Below are 15843 nucleotides of genomic sequence, written 5' to 3'. Positions count from 1 at the left end.
GAGTACGACTATGCCTTTTAAACCTTTAGTGACGGCAGGAATTGAAAGTCTGCTCAACACTTTCCTGTATCGCTCACCCGCGCTGAAAATAGCCCGCTCGCGTCTGCTGGGTAAAGTATTGCGCGTGGAGGTAAAAGGCTTTTCGACGTCGCTAATTCTGGTGTTTAGTGAACGCCAGGTCGATGTGCTGGGCGAATGGTCTGGCGATGCTGATTGCACCGTTATCGCCTACGCCAGCGTGTTGCCGAAACTTCGTGACCGCCAGCAGCTTGCCGCACTAATTCGTAGCGGTGAGCTGGAAGTGCAGGGCGATATTCAGGTGGTACAGAATTTCGTTGCGCTGGCAGATCTGGCAGAGTTCGACCCTGCGGAACTGCTGGCCCCTTATACCGGTGATATCGCCGCTGAAGGAATCAGCAAAGCCCTGCGCGGCGGTGCGAAATTCCTGCATCATGGTATTAAACGCCAGCAACGTTACGTGGCGGAAGCTATCACCGAAGAGTGGCGTATGGCGCCAGGTCCGCTTGAAGTGGCCTGGTTTGCGGAAGAGACGGCTGCCGTCGAGCGTGCTGTTGATGCCCTGACCAAACGGCTGGAAAAACTGGAGGCTAAATGACGCCAGGTGAAGTACGGCGCCTATATTTCATCATTCGCACCTTTCTAAGCTACGGACTTGATGAACTGATCCCCAACATGCGTATCACCCTGCCGCTGCGGCTATGGCGATACACGCTCTTCTGGATGCCGAACCGACATAAAGAAAAACCGTTAGGTGAGCGACTGCGACTGGCGCTGCAAGAGCTGGGGCCAGTATGGATCAAGTTCGGGCAGATGTTGTCTACCCGTCGCGACCTTTTCCCACCGCATATTGCCGATCAGCTGGCGTTATTGCAGGACAAAGTCGCACCGTTTGATGGCAGACTGGCAAAGCAGCAGATTGAAGCTGCAATGGGCGGCTTGCCGGTGGAGGCGTGGTTTGACGATTTTGAAATCGAGCCGCTCGCGTCGGCCTCTATCGCCCAGGTTCATACCGCGCGATTGAAATCGAATGGCAAAGATGTGGTAATTAAAGTCATCCGTCCGGACATTTTGCCGGTGATTAAAGCGGACCTGAAACTTATCTACCGTCTGGCTCGTTGGGTGCCGCGTTTGCTGCCGGATGGCCGCCGTCTGCGCCCAACTGAAGTGGTGCGTGAGTACGAAAAGACCTTGATTGATGAACTGAATTTGCTGCGGGAATCTGCCAACGCCATTCAGTTACGACGCAATTTTGAAGACAGCCCGATGCTCTACATCCCGGAAGTTTACCCTGACTATTGCAGCGAAGGGATGATGGTGATGGAGCGCATTTACGGCATTCCCGTTTCTGATGTTGCGGCGCTGGAGAAAAACGGCACTAACATGAAATTGTTGGCGGAACGCGGTGTGCAGGTGTTCTTCACCCAGGTTTTCCGTGACAGCTTTTTCCATGCCGATATGCATCCAGGCAACATCTTCGTAAGCTATGAACACCCGGAAAACCCGAAATATATCGGCATTGATTGCGGGATAGTCGGCTCGCTAAACAAGGAAGATAAACGTTATCTGGCGGAAAACTTTATCGCCTTCTTTAACCGCGACTATCGCAAAGTGGCAGAGCTGCATGTCGATTCAGGCTGGGTACCGCCAGATACCAACGTTGAAGAGTTCGAATTTGCCATTCGTACCGTTTGCGAACCTATCTTTGAGAAACCGCTGGCCGAAATTTCGTTTGGACATGTGCTGTTAAATCTGTTTAATACGGCGCGTCGCTTCAATATGGAAGTGCAGCCGCAACTGGTGTTACTTCAGAAAACCTTGCTCTATATCGAAGGGGTAGGACGGCAGCTTTATCCGCAGCTCGATTTATGGAAAACTGCAAAACCTTTCCTTGAATCGTGGATTAAAGATCAGGTCGGTATTCCCGCGCTGGTGAGAGCATTTAAGGAAAAAGCGCCGTTCTGGATCGAAAAAATGCCAGAACTGCCTGAATTGGTTTATGACAGTTTGCGCCAGGGCAAGTATTTACAGCATAGTGTTGATAAGATTGCGCGCGAGTTACAGTCGAATCATGTGCGTCAGGGACAATCTCGTTATTTATTGGGGATTGGTGCGACGTTAGTATTAAGCGGCACATTCTTGTTGGTCAGCCGACCGGAATGGGGGCTGATGCCCGGCTGGTTAATGGCGACCGGTCTGATCGCCTGGTTTGTCGGTTGGTGCAAAACACGCTGATTTTTTCATCGCTCAAGGCGGGCCGTGTAACGTATAATGCGGCCTTGTTTAATCATCATCTACCACAGAGGAACATGTATGGGTGGTATCAGTATTTGGCAGTTATTGATTATTGCCGTCATCGTTGTACTGCTTTTTGGCACCAAAAAGCTCGGCTCCATCGGTTCCGATCTTGGTGCGTCGATCAAAGGCTTTAAAAAAGCAATGAGCGATGATGAACCAAAGCAGGATAAAACCAGTCAGGATGCTGATTTTACTGCGAAAACTATCGCCGATAAGCAGGCGGATGCGAATCAGGAACAGGCTAAAACAGAAGACGCAAAGCGCCACGATAAAGAGCAGGTGTAATCCGTGTTTGATATCGGTTTTAGCGAACTGCTATTGGTGTTCATCATCGGCCTCGTCGTTCTGGGGCCGCAACGACTGCCTGTGGCGGTAAAAACGGTAGCGGGCTGGATTCGTGCGTTGCGTTCACTGGCAACAACGGTGCAAAACGAACTGACCCAGGAGTTAAAACTCCAGGAGTTTCAGGACAGCCTGAAAAAGGTTGAAAAGGCGAGTCTCACCAACCTGACGCCTGAACTGAAAGCGTCAATGGATGAACTGCGCCAGGCCGCGGAGTCGATGAAGCGTTCCTACGTTGCGAATGACCCTGAAAAGGCGAGCGATGAAGCGCACACCATTCATAACCCGGTGGTGAAAGACAATGAGGCTGCGCATGAAGGCGTCACGCCTGCCGCTGCACAAACGCAGGCCAGTTCGCCGGAACAGAAGCCAGAAACCACGCCAGAGCCGGTGGTAAAACCTGCTGCGGACGCTGAACCGAAAACCGCTGCACATTCCCCTTCGTCGAGTGATAAACCGTAAACATGTCTGTAGAAGATACTCAACCGCTTATCACGCATCTGATTGAGCTGCGTAAGCGTCTGCTGAACTGCATTATCGCGGTGATCGTGATATTCCTGTGTCTGGTCTATTTCGCCAATGACATCTATCACCTGGTATCCGCGCCATTGATCAAGCAGTTGCCGCAAGGTTCAACGATGATCGCCACCGATGTGGCCTCGCCGTTCTTTACGCCAATCAAGCTGACCTTTATGGTGTCGCTGATTCTGTCAGCGCCGGTGATTCTCTATCAGGTGTGGGCATTTATCGCTCCTGCACTCTATAAGCACGAACGTCGCCTGGTGGTGCCGCTGCTGGTTTCCAGCTCTCTGCTGTTTTATATCGGCATGGCGTTCGCTTATTTCGTGGTCTTCCCGCTAGCGTTTGGTTTCCTTGCCAATACCGCGCCTGAAGGGGTGCAGGTATCCACCGACATTGCCAGCTATTTGAGCTTCGTGATGGCGCTGTTTATGGCGTTTGGTATCTCCTTTGAAGTGCCTGTGGCGATTGTGCTGCTGTGCTGGATGGGGATTACCTCGCCAGAAGACTTACGCAAAAAACGTCCGTATGTGCTGGTTGGCGCATTCGTCGTCGGGATGCTTCTGACGCCGCCGGATGTCTTCTCGCAAACGCTGTTGGCGATCCCGATGTACTGTCTGTTTGAAATCGGTGTCTTCTTCTCACGCTTTTACGTTGGTAAAGGGCGAAATCGGGAAGAGGAAAACGACGCTGAAGCAGAAAGCGAAAAAACTGAAGAATAAATTCAACCGCCCGTCAGGGCGGTTGTCATATGGAGTGCAGGATGTTTGATATCGGCGTTAATTTGACCAGTTCGCAATTTGCGAAAGACCGTGATGATGTTGTAGCGCGCGCTTTTGACGCGGGAGTTAATGGGTTACTCATCACCGGCACTAACCTGCGTGAAAGCCAGCAGGCGCAAAAGCTGGCGCGTCAGTATTCGTCCTGTTGGTCAACGGCGGGCGTACATCCTCACGACAGCAGCCAGTGGCAAGCTGCGACTGAAGAAGCGATTATTGAGCTGGCCGCGCAGCCAGAAGTGGTGGCGATTGGTGAATGTGGTCTCGACTTTAACCGCAACTTTTCGACGCCGGAAGAGCAGGAACGCGCTTTTGTTGCCCAGTTACGTATTGCCGCAAAGTTAAACATGCCGGTATTTATGCACTGCCGTGATGCCCACGAGCGGTTTATGACGTTGCTGGAGCCGTGGCTGGATAAACTGCCTGGCGCGGTGTTGCACTGTTTTACCGGCACACGCGAAGAGATGCAGGCGTGCGTGGCGCGTGGAATTTATATCGGCATTACCGGTTGGGTTTGCGATGAACGACGCGGGCTGGAGCTGCGAGAACTGTTGCCATTTATTCCGGCGGAGCAATTGCTGCTTGAAACAGACGCACCGTATTTGCTTCCGCGCGATCTCACGCCGAAGCCATCGTCACGGCGTAATGAGCCAGCCTATCTGCCCCATATTTTGCAACGTATTGCACACTGGCGTGGGGAAGATGCCGCATGGCTGGCTGCCACCACGGATGCCAATGTCAAAACACTGTTTGGGATTGCGTTCTAGAGTTTGCGGAACTCGGTGTTCTTCACACTGTGCTTAATCTCTTTATTGATAAGATTAAGCAATAGCATAGAGCGAGCCTCGCCGTCGGGTTCGGTGAAAATAGCCTGAAAACCTTCGAAAGCGCCTTCGGTGATAATCACCTTATCACCAGGATAGGGCGTCGCCGGATCAACAATGTCTTCCGGTTTATACACCGACAGTTGATGAATAACCGCAGATGGGACTATCGCCGGCGATGCGCCAAAGCGCACAAAGTGACTGACGCCGCGGGTAGCACTGATGGTTGTGGTATGAATCACTTCCGGGTCAAATTCCACAAACAGGTAGTTGGGGAACAATGGTTCACTGACTGCGGTACGTTTGCCTCGCACGATTTTTTCCAGGGTGATCATCGGCGCCAGGCAATTCACCGCCTGTCTTTCGAGGTGTTCTTGGGCACGTTGAAGTTGCCCGCGCTTGCAGTACAGTAAATACCAGGATTGCATAATGACTCTTATCCGTTTAATCGGGGCGCAAGGATAGCAAAAGCTTTACGCTAAGTTAATTATATTCCCCGGTTTGCGTTATGCCGTCAGAGTTCACGCTAATTTAACAAATTTACAGCATCGCGAAGATGAACGCCGTATAATGGGCGAAGATTAAGAGGCTACAATGGACGCCATGAAATATAACGATTTACGCGACTTCCTGACGCTGCTTGAACAGCAGGGTGAGCTAAAACGTATCACGCTCCCGGTGGATCCGCATCTGGAAATCACTGAAATTGCTGACCGCACTCTGCGTGCCGGTGGACCTGCGTTGTTGTTTGAAAACCCCAAAGGTTATTCGATGCCGGTGCTGTGCAACCTGTTTGGTACGCCAAAGCGCGTGGCGATGGGCATGGGCCAGGAAGATGTTTCGGCGCTGCGTGAAGTCGGTAAATTATTGGCGTTTCTGAAAGAGCCGGAGCCGCCAAAAGGTTTCCGCGACCTGTTTGATAAACTGCCGCAGTTTAAGCAGGTGTTAAACATGCCGACAAAGCGATTGCGTGGTGCGCCTTGCCAACAAAAAATCGTCTCTGGTGATGACGTCGATCTTAACCGCATTCCCATTATGACCTGCTGGCCGGAAGACGCCGCGCCGCTAATTACCTGGGGGCTGACCGTGACGCGCGGCCCGCATAAAGAGCGGCAGAATCTGGGCATTTATCGCCAGCAGCTGATTGGTAAAAACAAACTGATTATGCGCTGGCTGTCGCATCGCGGCGGCGCGCTGGATTATCAGGAGTGGTGTGTGGCGCATCCGGGCGAACGTTTCCCGGTTTCTGTGGCGCTGGGGGCCGATCCCGCCACGATTCTCGGTGCAGTGACGCCAGTCCCGGATACATTGTCGGAATACGCCTTTGCCGGATTGCTGCGCGGCACCAAGACCGAAGTGGTGAAGTGTATCTCCAATGACCTTGAAGTGCCCGCCAGTGCGGAGATTGTGCTTGAAGGGTATATCGAACAAGGCGAAACGGCGCCGGAAGGGCCGTATGGCGACCACACCGGTTACTATAACGAAGTCGATAGTTTCCCGGTATTTACCGTGACGCATATTACCCAGCGTGAAGATGCGATTTACCATTCCACCTATACCGGGCGTCCGCCAGATGAACCTGCGGTACTGGGCGTGGCGTTGAACGAAGTGTTCGTGCCGATTCTGCAAAAACAGTTCCCGGAAATTGTCGATTTTTACCTGCCGCCGGAAGGCTGTTCTTATCGCCTGGCGGTAGTGACAATCAAAAAACAGTACGCCGGACATGCGAAGCGCGTCATGATGGGGGTCTGGTCATTCTTACGCCAGTTTATGTACACTAAGTTCGTGATCGTCTGCGATGATGATGTCAACGCACGCGACTGGAACGATGTGATTTGGGCGATTACCACCCGTATGGACCCGGCGCGGGATACTGTTCTGGTAGAAAATACGCCCATTGATTATCTGGATTTTGCCTCGCCCGTCTCCGGGCTGGGTTCAAAAATGGGGCTGGATGCCACGAATAAATGGCCAGGGGAAACCCAGCGTGAATGGGGGCGTCCCATCAAAAAAGATCCAGATGTTGTCGCGCATATTGACGCTATCTGGGATGAACTGGCTATTTTTAACAACGGTAAAAGCGCCTGATGCGCGTTTGTTTTGCCCTATTTATCGATCCGACAGAGAAAGCGCATGACAACCTTAAGCTGTAAAGTGACCTCGGTAGAAGCTATCACGGATACCGTATATCGTGTCCGCATCGTGCCAGACGCGGCCTTTTCTTTTCGTGCTGGTCAGTATTTGATGGTGGTGATGGACGAGCGCGACAAACGCCCGTTTTCAATGGCTTCGACGCCGAATGAACAAGGTTTCATTGAGTTGCACATTGGCGCTTCTGAAATCAACCTTTACGCGAAAGCCGTTATGGATCGCATCCTTAAAGATCATCAAATCGTGGTGGATATTCCCCACGGTGAAGCGTGGCTGCGCGATGATGAAGAACGTCCGATGATTCTGATTGCGGGCGGCACGGGATTCTCTTATGCGCGCTCGATTTTGCTGACAGCGCTGGCACGTAATCCCAATCGCGATATCACCATTTACTGGGGCGGGCGTGAAGAGCAACACCTTTATGATCTGTCCGAGCTTGAGGCGCTTTCTCTGAAGCATCCTGGTTTGCGTGTGGTGCCGGTGGTTGAACAACCAGAAGCGGGCTGGCGTGGACGTACTGGCACCGTGTTAACGGCGGTATTGCAGGATCACGGTACGCTGGCGGAGCATGATATCTATATCGCTGGCCGCTTTGAGATGGCGAAAATCGCCCGTGACCTGTTCTGCAATGAGCGTAATGCGCGGGAAGATCGCCTGTTTGGCGATGCGTTTGCGTTTATCTAAGCCATAAAAAACCCGCCCCTGACAGGCGGGAAGAACGGCAACTAAAACTTTATACAGTGGCATTTGGATCTATGTTGCATCCGGCAAACAATGCCTGATGCGACGCTGACGTGTCTTATCGTGCCTACAAATAGTCCTGAACCGTAGGCCGGATAAGGCGTTTACGCCGCATCCGGCAAACAATGCCTGATGCGACGCTGACGCGTCTTATCGTGCCTACAAATAGTCCTGAACCGTAGGCCGGATAAGGCGTTTACGCCGCATCCGGCAAACAATGCCCGATGCGACGCTGGCGTGTCTTATCGTGCCTACAATAGTCCTGGACCGTAGGCCGGATAAGGCGTTTACACCGCATCCGGCAAGTGTTTAAACCCGCTCAAACACCGTTGCAATACCCTGACCCAGACCGATACACATCGTCGCCAGACCAAACTGGACGTCTTTGCGCTCCATCAGATTCAGCAGCGTGGTACTGATACGCGCACCGGAACAACCCAGCGGATGACCCAGCGCGATCGCGCCACCGTTGAGGTTGATCTTCTCGTCAATCTGCTCCATTAACCCGAGATCTTTAATGCACGGCAGGATCTGCGCGGCAAAGGCTTCGTTCATTTCAAACACGCCGATATCGCTGGCAGAAAGTCCCGCTTTTTTCAGCGCCAGCTTCGAGGCCGGAACCGGGCCGTAACCCATAATCGACGGATCACAACCAACGACCGCCATCGAACGTACGCGGGCGCGCGGCTTAAGACCTAATTCATGGGCGCGGCTTTCACTCATCACCAGCATGGCCGCGGCACCATCGGAAAGTGCAGAAGATGTGCCCGCCGTTACCGTACCGTTTACTGGATCAAACGCCGGACGCAGCGTGGCGAGGGCTTCCACGGTGGTTTCCGGGCGAATCACTTCGTCGTAATTAAACTGCTTCAGGACGCCGTCGGCATCGTGACCACCGGTTGGGATGATTTCATTTTTAAATGCGCCCGACTGCGTGGCGGCCCAGGCGCGGGCGTGTGACCGCGCGGCAAAGGCATCCTGCATTTCACGGCTGATACCGTGCATACGCGCCAGCATTTCTGCCGTTAAGCCCATCATGCCCGCTGCTTTGGCGACATTGCGGCTCAGGCCGGGGTGAAAATCGACGCCGTGACTCATCGGCACATGGCCCATATGCTCCACGCCGCCAACCAGACATGCCTGTGCATCGCCAGTCATGATCATTCGTGCTGCGTCATGCAGTGCCTGCATGGATGAACCACACAAGCGATTGACGGTAACCGCCGGGACAGAGTGCGGCACTTCTGCCAGCAGCGCCGCGTTACGGGCGATGTTAAAACCTTGCTCCAGTGTCTGCTGCACACAGCCCCAGTAAATATCGTCGAGGGCTGCCGCTTCCAGCGCCGGGTTACGCGCCAGCAGGCTACGCATTAAATGAGCGGAGAGATCTTCCGCACGCACATTACGAAAAGCACCGCCCTTCGAACGGCCCATCGGGGTGCGAATTGCATCGACAATGACAACCTGTTCCATTGTGACTCCTTAAGCCGTTTTCAGGTCGCCAACCGGACGGGCTGGCTCAACCGGGGGATAGTACGGTTCGTTATGACGCGCTTTATTACGCAGACCTTCCGGCACTTCATACAGCGGGCCGAGGTGCTGATATTGCTGTGCCATATCGAGGTATTTTGCGCTACCGAGGGTGTCCAGCCAGCGGAACGCGCCGCCGTGGAACGGAGGGAAGCCCAGGCCGTAGACCAGCGCCATATCCGCTTCAGCCGGAGTGGCGATAATGCCCTCTTCCAGACAGCGCACCACTTCGTTGACCATCGGGATCATCATGCGGGCGATAATCTCTTCCTCGCTGAAATCGCGCTTCGGCTGGCTGACTTCTGCCAACAGATCGTCAACGACAGCGTCTTCTTCTTTCTTCGGCTTACCTTTGCTGTCTTCTTTATAACGCCAGAAACCGAGGCCGTTCTTCTGACCAAAGCGGTTGGCATCAAACAGCGCGTCGATGGCATCGCGATAATCTTTCTGCATCCGCTGCGGGAAGCCTGCTGCCATGACAGCCTGGGCATGATGCGCGGTATCAATCCCCACGACATCCAGCAGGTATGCCGGACCCATCGGCCAGCCAAACTGTTTTTCCATCACTTTGTCGATCTTGCGGAAATCCGCGCCGTCGCGCAGCAACTGGCTGAAACCGGCGAAATACGGGAACAGCACGCGGTTAACAAAGAAGCCGGGGCAGTCGTTAACCACAATCGGCGTTTTGCCCATCTTGCTCGCCCAGGCGACGACTTTCGCGATGGTTTCGTCGGAGCTTTTCTCGCCGCGAATAATTTCCACCAACGGCATTCGGTGGACCGGGTTAAAGAAGTGCATCCCGCAGAAGTTTTCCGGGCGTTCCAGCGCGTTGGCCAGTTCGCTGATAGGAATGGTTGAAGTGTTAGACGCCAGCACGGTATCCGGGCGTACTTTCTGCTCGGTTTCTGCCAGTACGGCTTTTTTCACTTTCGGGTTTTCGACAACCGCTTCTACCACAATATCCACGCGGTCAAACCCGGCGTAGTCGAGCGTTGGGTGGATCGTGGAGATCACGCCAGCCAGTTTCAGACCATCGATCTTGCCGCGCTCAAGCTGCTTGTTCAGCAGTTTCGCGGCTTCAGTCATGCCGAGGGCTAACGACTTGTCGTTAATATCTTTCATGACAACCGGCACGCCTTTCCACGCAGACTGGTAAGCGATGCCGCCGCCCATAATGCCTGCGCCCAGCACAGCGGCCTGTTTCGGGGTTTCAACGTCTTTGGTGAGTTTCTTCGCTTTGCCTTTTACATATTGATCGTTAAGGAAAATGCCGACCAGTGCGCGGGCTTCGTTGGTATGCGCCAGCGGGACAAAACTTTTGTTTTCCAGATTTAATGCTTCTTCACGACCAAAACGGGCCGCAGCTTCAATGGTTTTTACTGCGGTGATGGGGGCCGGATAATGTTTCCCTGCTGTTTGTGCGACCATCCCTTTAGCGATGGTGAAGCTCATGGTGGCTTCAATCTTGCTCAGTTTTAGCGGTTCCAGCTTCGGCTGACGTTTCGCTTTCCAGTCGAGGTCGCCGTTAATGGCCTGGCGTAAAATCGCCATCGCCCCTTCAATCAGTTTTTCTGCTTTGACTACGCCATCCACCAGACCGATTTTCAGCGCCTGATCCGCGCCGACATCTTTACCGGCGGCAATGATTTCCAGCGCACTGTCAGCGCCCAGCATACGTGGCATACGTACAGAACCGCCAAAGCCCGGCATGATGCCCAGTTTGGTTTCCGGCAGACCGATGCGCAGATCCGGCGTCGCCAGACGATAATCGGTCGCCAGCACGCATTCGCAGCCACCGCCCAGCGCATAGCCGTTGACGGCAGCAATGGTCGGCACCGGCAGATCTTCCAGGCGATTAAACACGCTATTGGCAAAATGCAGCCACTGGCTTAACTGTTCTTCAGGAACGAGGAACAGGGACAAAAATTCAGTGATATCAGCACCGACGATAAAGGCTGCTTTGTTCGAACGCAGCAGCAGCCCTTTTAGATCTGATTGCTGTTCCAGCACGCCGATGGCCTCGCCGAGGCTGGCGACGGTCGCAGTGTCGAGTTTATTAACTGAACCTGGGGCATCAAATACCAGTTCGGCAATGCCATCTTCCAGCCAGTCAAGGTACAGGGTGTCGCCTTTGTAAAGCATGTCAGTCTCCTGAATCCGCAAGGTGATCTGGTCGTACCAGATGCATCGAAGTGTGTATTTTGTGTTAAAAATATGCAAACAAAAGATTAAAGAAATGCCGATCTGATCACGCTCGGCAGAAATCACGCTCTGGATGAACGATGTGCTAAGATGCGGAGACTTAAGGTCAAAAAAACAGAAGGGTAAAAAATGGAATCACTGGCCTCGCTCTATAAAAATCATATAGCTACCTTACAAGAACGGACTCGCGATGCGCTGGCGCGCTTCAAGCTGGATGCGTTACTTATTCACTCCGGCGAGCTGTTCAATGTTTTTCTCGACGATCATCCCTACCCGTTTAAAGTGAACCCACAATTCAAAGCGTGGGTGCCGGTAACTCAGGTGCCAAACTGCTGGTTGCTTGTGGATGGCGTGAACAAGCCGAAACTGTGGTTCTATCTGCCGGTTGATTACTGGCACAACGTCGAACCGCTGCCGACCTCCTTCTGGACTGAAGATGTGGAAGTGATCGCGCTGCCGAAAGCCGATGGCATTGGTAGCCTGCTGCCTGCTGCGCGCGGCAATATCGGTTATATCGGTCCGGTGCCGGAACGTGCGCTGCAACTGGGTATTGAGGCCAGCAACATCAACCCGAAAGGGGTTATCGACTACCTGCATTACTACCGCTCCTTCAAAACCGAGTACGAACTGGCCTGTATGCGTGAAGCGCAGAAAATGGCGGTTAACGGTCATCGCGCGGCAGAAGAAGCGTTCCGTTCTGGCATGAGCGAGTTCGATATCAACATTGCCTATCTGACCGCGACCGGTCATCGTGATACCGACGTACCTTATAGCAACATTGTGGCGCTTAACGAACACGCTTCGGTGCTGCATTACACCAAACTGGATCATCAGGCACCGGAAGAGATGCGCAGCTTCCTGCTGGATGCCGGGGCCGAATATAACGGCTATGCGGCTGACCTGACCCGTACCTGGTCGGCAAAAAGTGACAACGACTACGCACAGCTGGTGAAAGACGTAAATGATGAACAACTGGCGCTGATCGCCACCATGAAAGCGGGCGTCAGCTATGTGGATTACCACATCCAGTTCCATCAGCGCATCGCCAAACTGCTGCGTAAACATCAAATCATCACCGATATGAGTGAAGAAGCGATGGTCGAAAACGATCTCACCGGACCGTTTATGCCGCACGGTATCGGCCATCCGCTGGGCCTGCAGGTGCATGACGTAGCCGGTTTTATGCAGGATGATAGCGGTACGCACCTCGCGGCACCGGCAAAATATCCGTACCTGCGCTGCACCCGTATTCTCCAGCCGGGCATGGTGTTAACCATTGAGCCGGGTATCTACTTCATCGAATCGCTGCTGGCACCGTGGCGTGAAGGGCAATTCAGCAAACACTTCAACTGGCAGAAAATTGAAGCACTGAAACCGTTCGGCGGCATTCGTATCGAAGACAACGTGGTGATCCACGAAAACAGCGTGGAAAACATGACCCGGGATCTGAAACTGGCGTGATGGAAAGCTGGTTAATTCCTGCGGCACCGGTCACGGTCGTTGAAGAGATCAAAAAGAGCCGCTTCATAACGATGTTGGCGCATACCGATGGCGTTGAGGCGGCGAAAGCGTTTGTTGAATCGGTGCGGGCAGAACACCCCGATGCCCGCCACCATTGCGTGGCGTGGGTGGCGGGTGCGCCGGACGATTCTCAACAGCTGGGTTTCTCTGACGACGGGGAGCCGGCGGGAACGGCAGGTAAACCGATGCTCGCCCAGCTAATGGGCAGCGGCGTCGGGGAAATTACCGCTGTGGTGGTGCGCTACTACGGCGGCATATTGCTTGGCACTGGTGGGTTAGTGAAAGCGTATGGCGGCGGCGTGAATCAGGCGCTGCGCCAGCTAACGACCCAACGCAAGACGCCATTAACCGAATATACTTTGCAATGTGAATATAGTCAGTTAACCGGCATTGAAGCGTTGCTGGGGCAGTGTGACGGCAAAATTATCAACAGTGATTATCAGGCATTCGTTTTGCTGCGGGTGGCGCTTCCGGCGGCGAAAGTGGCTGAATTTTCCGCAAAGCTGGCGGATTTTAGCCGTGGTTCATTGCAATTGTTAGCGATTGAAGAATAATCCCCACTTCGTTTTGCAGAACTAAGGAAGCGGCAGAGATGCATTTTCGCGCCATTACCCGAATCGTTGGACTACTGGTCATCTTATTTTCAGGGACGATGATTATTCCTGGACTGGTAGCACTTATCTACCGGGATGGAGCGGGCCGCGCTTTTACCCAGACCTTTTTTGTCGCCCTCGCCATTGGCTCTATGCTGTGGTGGCCGAACCGTAAAGAGAAGGGCGAACTGAAATCCCGTGAGGGGTTTCTGATAGTGGTGCTGTTCTGGACCGTGCTGGGTAGCGTCGGTGCGCTCCCTTTTATCTTTTCGGAAAGCCCGAACCTCACGATTACCGATGCGTTTTTTGAATCTTTCTCCGGCCTGACCACCACGGGGGCCACTACGCTGGTGGGGCTGGATTCACTCCCTCATGCCATCCTCTTTTATCGCCAGATGCTGCAATGGTTTGGCGGGATGGGGATCATCGTGTTGGCGGTTGCGATACTGCCTATCCTCGGCGTGGGTGGGATGCAGCTCTATCGCGCGGAAATGCCCGGCCCACTGAAAGATAACAAAATGCGTCCGCGAATTGCGGAAACGGCGAAAACCCTGTGGTTGATTTATGTCTTGCTGACCGTCGCCTGTGCACTGGCGCTGTGGTTTGCTGGAATGGATGCCTTTGATGCCATCGGTCATAGCTTTGCGACAATCGCTATTGGCGGCTTCTCGACTCATGATGCCAGCGTTGGCTATTTCGATAGCCCGACCATTAACACCATCATTGCTATCTTCCTGCTGATCTCCGGCTGTAACTACGGTCTGCACTTTTCGCTGTTAAGTGGGCGTAGTCTGAAGGTTTATTGGCGCGATCCGGAATTTCGCATGTTTATCGGCGTACAGTTTACGCTGGTGGTTATTTGTACCCTCGTGCTGTGGTTTCATAATGTCTACAGTTCAGCGCTGATGACAATTAACCAGGCGTTTTTCCAGGTGGTGTCGATGGCGACAACCGCCGGGTTTACGACTGACAGCATTGCCCGCTGGCCGCTCTTTTTGCCGGTGTTGCTTTTATGTTCAGCTTTTATCGGCGGTTGCGCCGGGTCAACGGGCGGTGGCCTGAAAGTGATCCGCATCCTGCTGCTGTTTAAGCAGGGGAACCGTGAGCTGAAACGACTGGTGCATCCGAACGCCGTCTACAGCATTAAGCTGGGGAACCGTGCACTGCCGGAACGTATCCTCGAAGCCGTTTGGGGATTTTTCTCCGCCTATGCATTAGTGTTTATTGTCAGTATGCTGGCGATAATCGCCACGGGCGTGGATGACTTTTCTGCCTTTGCCTCGGTTGTTGCGACATTGAATAACCTGGGGCCTGGGCTTGGCGTGGTTGCTGATAACTTTACCAGCATGAACCCGGTGGCTAAATGGATCCTGATTGCCAACATGCTGTTTGGTCGTCTTGAGGTCTTTACATTGCTGGTGCTCTTTACCCCGACTTTCTGGCGTGAATGATGGAGTAATACGTGAAAACATTAATTCTTTTCTCAACAAGGGACGGACAAACGCGCGAGATTGCCTCCTACCTGGCTTCGGAACTGAAAGAACTGGGGATCCAGGCGGATGTCGCTAATGTGCACCGCATTGAAGAACCACAATGGGAAAACTACGATCGCGTGGTGATTGGCGCTTCTATTCGCTACGGTCATTACCATTCTGCGTTCCAGGCATTTGTCAAAAAGCACGCCACCCGGCTGAACTCAATGCCGAGCGCCTTTTACTCCGTCAACCTGGTGGCACGCAAGCCGGAGAAGCGGACTGTGCAGACCAACAGCTACGCACGAAAGTTTCTGATGAGTTCACAATGGCGCCCCGATCGCTGTGCCGTTATTGCCGGGGCGCTGCGTTATCCACGCTATCGTTGGTACGACCGCTTTATGATCAAGCTGATTATGAAGATGTCAGGCGGAGAAACTGATACGCGCAAAGAGGTTGTTTATACCGATTGGGAGCAGGTCGCGAATTTTGCCCGAGAAATAGCTCAATTAACCAACAGATCGGCGTCGAAATAAGCATAAAGAATAAAAAACGCGCATTCGGAAAATTATTTTAAATTTCCTCTTGTCAGCTCAGAATAACTCCCTATAATGCGCCACCACTGACACGGAACAACGGCAAACACGCCGCCGGGTCAGCGGGATTCTCCTGAGAATTCCGGCAGAGAAAAGCAAAAAAATGCTTGACTCTGTAGCGGGAAAGCGTATTATGCACACCCCGCGCCGCTGAGAAAAAGCGAAGCGACACTGCTCTTTAACAATTTATCAGACAATCTGTGTGGGCACTCGAAGATACGGATTCTTAACGTCGAAAGACGAAAAATGAATACCAA

15 protein-coding genes are annotated in these 15843 nt (G+C 53.1%); 12 read left to right on the top strand and 3 right to left on the bottom strand.

Going from position 1 to position 15843, the window contains the following annotated elements; translation table 11 throughout:
• Window positions 1-10 precede the first annotated feature (10 nt).
• From ubiJ to tatD, 6 genes are all read left to right on the top strand, one after another.
• Entirely contained in the window at window positions 11-616 is a 606-nt protein-coding gene (ubiJ, locus tag D9736_RS15075) for a ubiquinone biosynthesis protein UbiJ (protein WP_130258628.1), read from the top strand.
• On the top strand, window positions 613-2253 hold the full coding sequence (ubiB, locus tag D9736_RS15070; RefSeq protein WP_130258627.1) for a ubiquinone biosynthesis regulatory protein kinase UbiB: 1641 nt from the start codon (window positions 613-615) through the stop codon (window positions 2251-2253). The genes ubiJ and ubiB overlap by 4 nt, the downstream gene beginning before the upstream one ends.
• 78 nt (window positions 2254-2331) lie before the next feature.
• Window positions 2332-2601, top strand: a complete 270-nt coding sequence (gene tatA, locus D9736_RS15065; RefSeq protein WP_130209472.1) for a Sec-independent protein translocase subunit TatA — start codon at window positions 2332-2334, stop codon at window positions 2599-2601.
• Window positions 2602-2604: 3 nt separating this feature from the next.
• Window positions 2605-3120: a Sec-independent protein translocase protein TatB gene (gene tatB, locus D9736_RS15060; protein WP_130209474.1), complete on the top strand. Its 516-nt coding sequence runs from the start codon at window positions 2605-2607 to the stop codon at window positions 3118-3120.
• A 2-nt stretch (window positions 3121-3122) separates the two neighbouring features.
• Window positions 3123-3899, top strand: a complete 777-nt coding sequence (gene tatC / locus D9736_RS15055) for a Sec-independent protein translocase subunit TatC (protein ID WP_000109937.1) — start codon at window positions 3123-3125, stop codon at window positions 3897-3899.
• Between the two features lie 41 nt (window positions 3900-3940).
• Complete coding sequence (gene tatD, locus D9736_RS15050) at window positions 3941-4723, top strand: 3'-5' ssDNA/RNA exonuclease TatD (RefSeq protein WP_130258626.1); 783 nt, start codon at window positions 3941-3943, stop codon at window positions 4721-4723.
• Here tatD and rfaH read toward each other — a convergent pair.
• Window positions 4720-5208: a transcription/translation regulatory transformer protein RfaH gene (gene rfaH, locus D9736_RS15045; RefSeq protein ID WP_130209478.1), complete on the bottom strand. Its 489-nt coding sequence runs from the start codon at window positions 5206-5208 to the stop codon at window positions 4720-4722. The genes tatD and rfaH overlap by 4 nt on opposite strands.
• Before the next feature lie 166 nt (window positions 5209-5374).
• On the opposite strand from rfaH, the gene ubiD reads away from it, so the two are divergent.
• Together ubiD and fre are read left to right on the top strand one after the other, a co-directional pair.
• Window positions 5375-6868 (top strand): 4-hydroxy-3-polyprenylbenzoate decarboxylase, encoded by a 1494-nt coding sequence (gene ubiD, locus D9736_RS15040; RefSeq protein WP_000339811.1) that lies wholly within the window; start codon window positions 5375-5377, stop codon window positions 6866-6868.
• 45 nt (window positions 6869-6913) lie between these two features.
• Complete coding sequence (fre, locus tag D9736_RS15035; protein ID WP_130209480.1) at window positions 6914-7615, top strand: NAD(P)H-flavin reductase; 702 nt, start codon at window positions 6914-6916, stop codon at window positions 7613-7615.
• A gap of 366 nt (window positions 7616-7981) precedes the next feature.
• On the opposite strand, the gene fadA is transcribed toward fre, so the two are convergent.
• Both fadA and fadB read right to left on the bottom strand, forming a co-directional pair.
• Window positions 7982-9145: an acetyl-CoA C-acyltransferase FadA gene (fadA, locus tag D9736_RS15030; protein ID WP_000438735.1), complete on the bottom strand. Its 1164-nt coding sequence runs from the start codon at window positions 9143-9145 to the stop codon at window positions 7982-7984.
• 9 nt (window positions 9146-9154) lie between these two features.
• On the bottom strand, window positions 9155-11344 hold the full coding sequence (gene fadB / locus D9736_RS15025; protein WP_130258625.1) for a fatty acid oxidation complex subunit alpha FadB: 2190 nt from the start codon (window positions 11342-11344) through the stop codon (window positions 9155-9157).
• Window positions 11345-11533: 189 nt separating this feature from the next.
• Between fadB and pepQ the strand changes: the two genes are divergently transcribed.
• The 4 genes from pepQ to hemG are packed head-to-tail and all read left to right on the top strand — an operon-like array spanning window position 11534 to window position 15526.
• Window positions 11534-12865, top strand: a complete 1332-nt coding sequence (pepQ, locus tag D9736_RS15020; RefSeq protein ID WP_130219470.1) for a Xaa-Pro dipeptidase — start codon at window positions 11534-11536, stop codon at window positions 12863-12865.
• Window positions 12865-13479, top strand: coding sequence for an IMPACT family protein (locus D9736_RS15015; protein ID WP_001296979.1), 615 nt, complete (start codon window positions 12865-12867; stop codon window positions 13477-13479). The genes pepQ and D9736_RS15015 overlap by 1 nt, the downstream gene beginning before the upstream one ends.
• Window positions 13480-13517: 38 nt before the next feature.
• Window positions 13518-14969: a Trk system potassium transporter TrkH gene (gene trkH, locus D9736_RS15010; RefSeq protein ID WP_000545680.1), complete on the top strand. Its 1452-nt coding sequence runs from the start codon at window positions 13518-13520 to the stop codon at window positions 14967-14969.
• Between the two features lie 11 nt (window positions 14970-14980).
• Window positions 14981-15526, top strand: a complete 546-nt coding sequence (gene hemG, locus D9736_RS15005) for a menaquinone-dependent protoporphyrinogen IX dehydrogenase (protein ID WP_130209490.1) — start codon at window positions 14981-14983, stop codon at window positions 15524-15526.
• The last annotated feature ends 317 nt before the right edge of the window (window positions 15527-15843 follow it).

It is taken from the genome of Escherichia sp. E10V10 (assembly GCF_004211985.1).
Taxonomy (GTDB): domain Bacteria; phylum Pseudomonadota; class Gammaproteobacteria; order Enterobacterales; family Enterobacteriaceae; genus Escherichia.
The sequence above is the reverse complement of the archived record's forward strand: the minus strand, read 5'-3'. Positions and strand labels throughout refer to the sequence as shown.

Excerpts from the sequence above, each read along its gene's own strand:
- fre (WP_130209480.1), top strand. The coding sequence starts at position 6,914 with ATGACAACCTTAAGCTGTAAAGTGACCTCGGTAGAAGCTATCACGGAT.
- ubiD (WP_000339811.1), top strand. The coding sequence starts at position 5,375 with ATGGACGCCATGAAATATAACGATTTACGCGACTTCCTGACGCTGCTT.
- ubiB (WP_130258627.1), top strand. The coding sequence starts at position 613 with ATGACGCCAGGTGAAGTACGGCGCCTATATTTCATCATTCGCACCTTT.
- tatD (WP_130258626.1), top strand. The coding sequence starts at position 3,941 with ATGTTTGATATCGGCGTTAATTTGACCAGTTCGCAATTTGCGAAAGAC.
- ubiJ (WP_130258628.1), top strand. The coding sequence starts at position 11 with ATGCCTTTTAAACCTTTAGTGACGGCAGGAATTGAAAGTCTGCTCAAC.
- tatC (WP_000109937.1), top strand. The coding sequence starts at position 3,123 with ATGTCTGTAGAAGATACTCAACCGCTTATCACGCATCTGATTGAGCTG.
- pepQ (WP_130219470.1), top strand. The coding sequence starts at position 11,534 with ATGGAATCACTGGCCTCGCTCTATAAAAATCATATAGCTACCTTACAA.
- D9736_RS15015 (WP_001296979.1), top strand. The coding sequence starts at position 12,865 with ATGGAAAGCTGGTTAATTCCTGCGGCACCGGTCACGGTCGTTGAAGAG.
- tatA (WP_130209472.1), top strand. The coding sequence starts at position 2,332 with ATGGGTGGTATCAGTATTTGGCAGTTATTGATTATTGCCGTCATCGTT.
- fadA (WP_000438735.1), bottom strand. The coding sequence starts at position 9,145 with ATGGAACAGGTTGTCATTGTCGATGCAATTCGCACCCCGATGGGCCGT.
- trkH (WP_000545680.1), top strand. The coding sequence starts at position 13,518 with ATGCATTTTCGCGCCATTACCCGAATCGTTGGACTACTGGTCATCTTA.
- fadB (WP_130258625.1), bottom strand. The coding sequence starts at position 11,344 with ATGCTTTACAAAGGCGACACCCTGTACCTTGACTGGCTGGAAGATGGC.
- rfaH (WP_130209478.1), bottom strand. The coding sequence starts at position 5,208 with ATGCAATCCTGGTATTTACTGTACTGCAAGCGCGGGCAACTTCAACGT.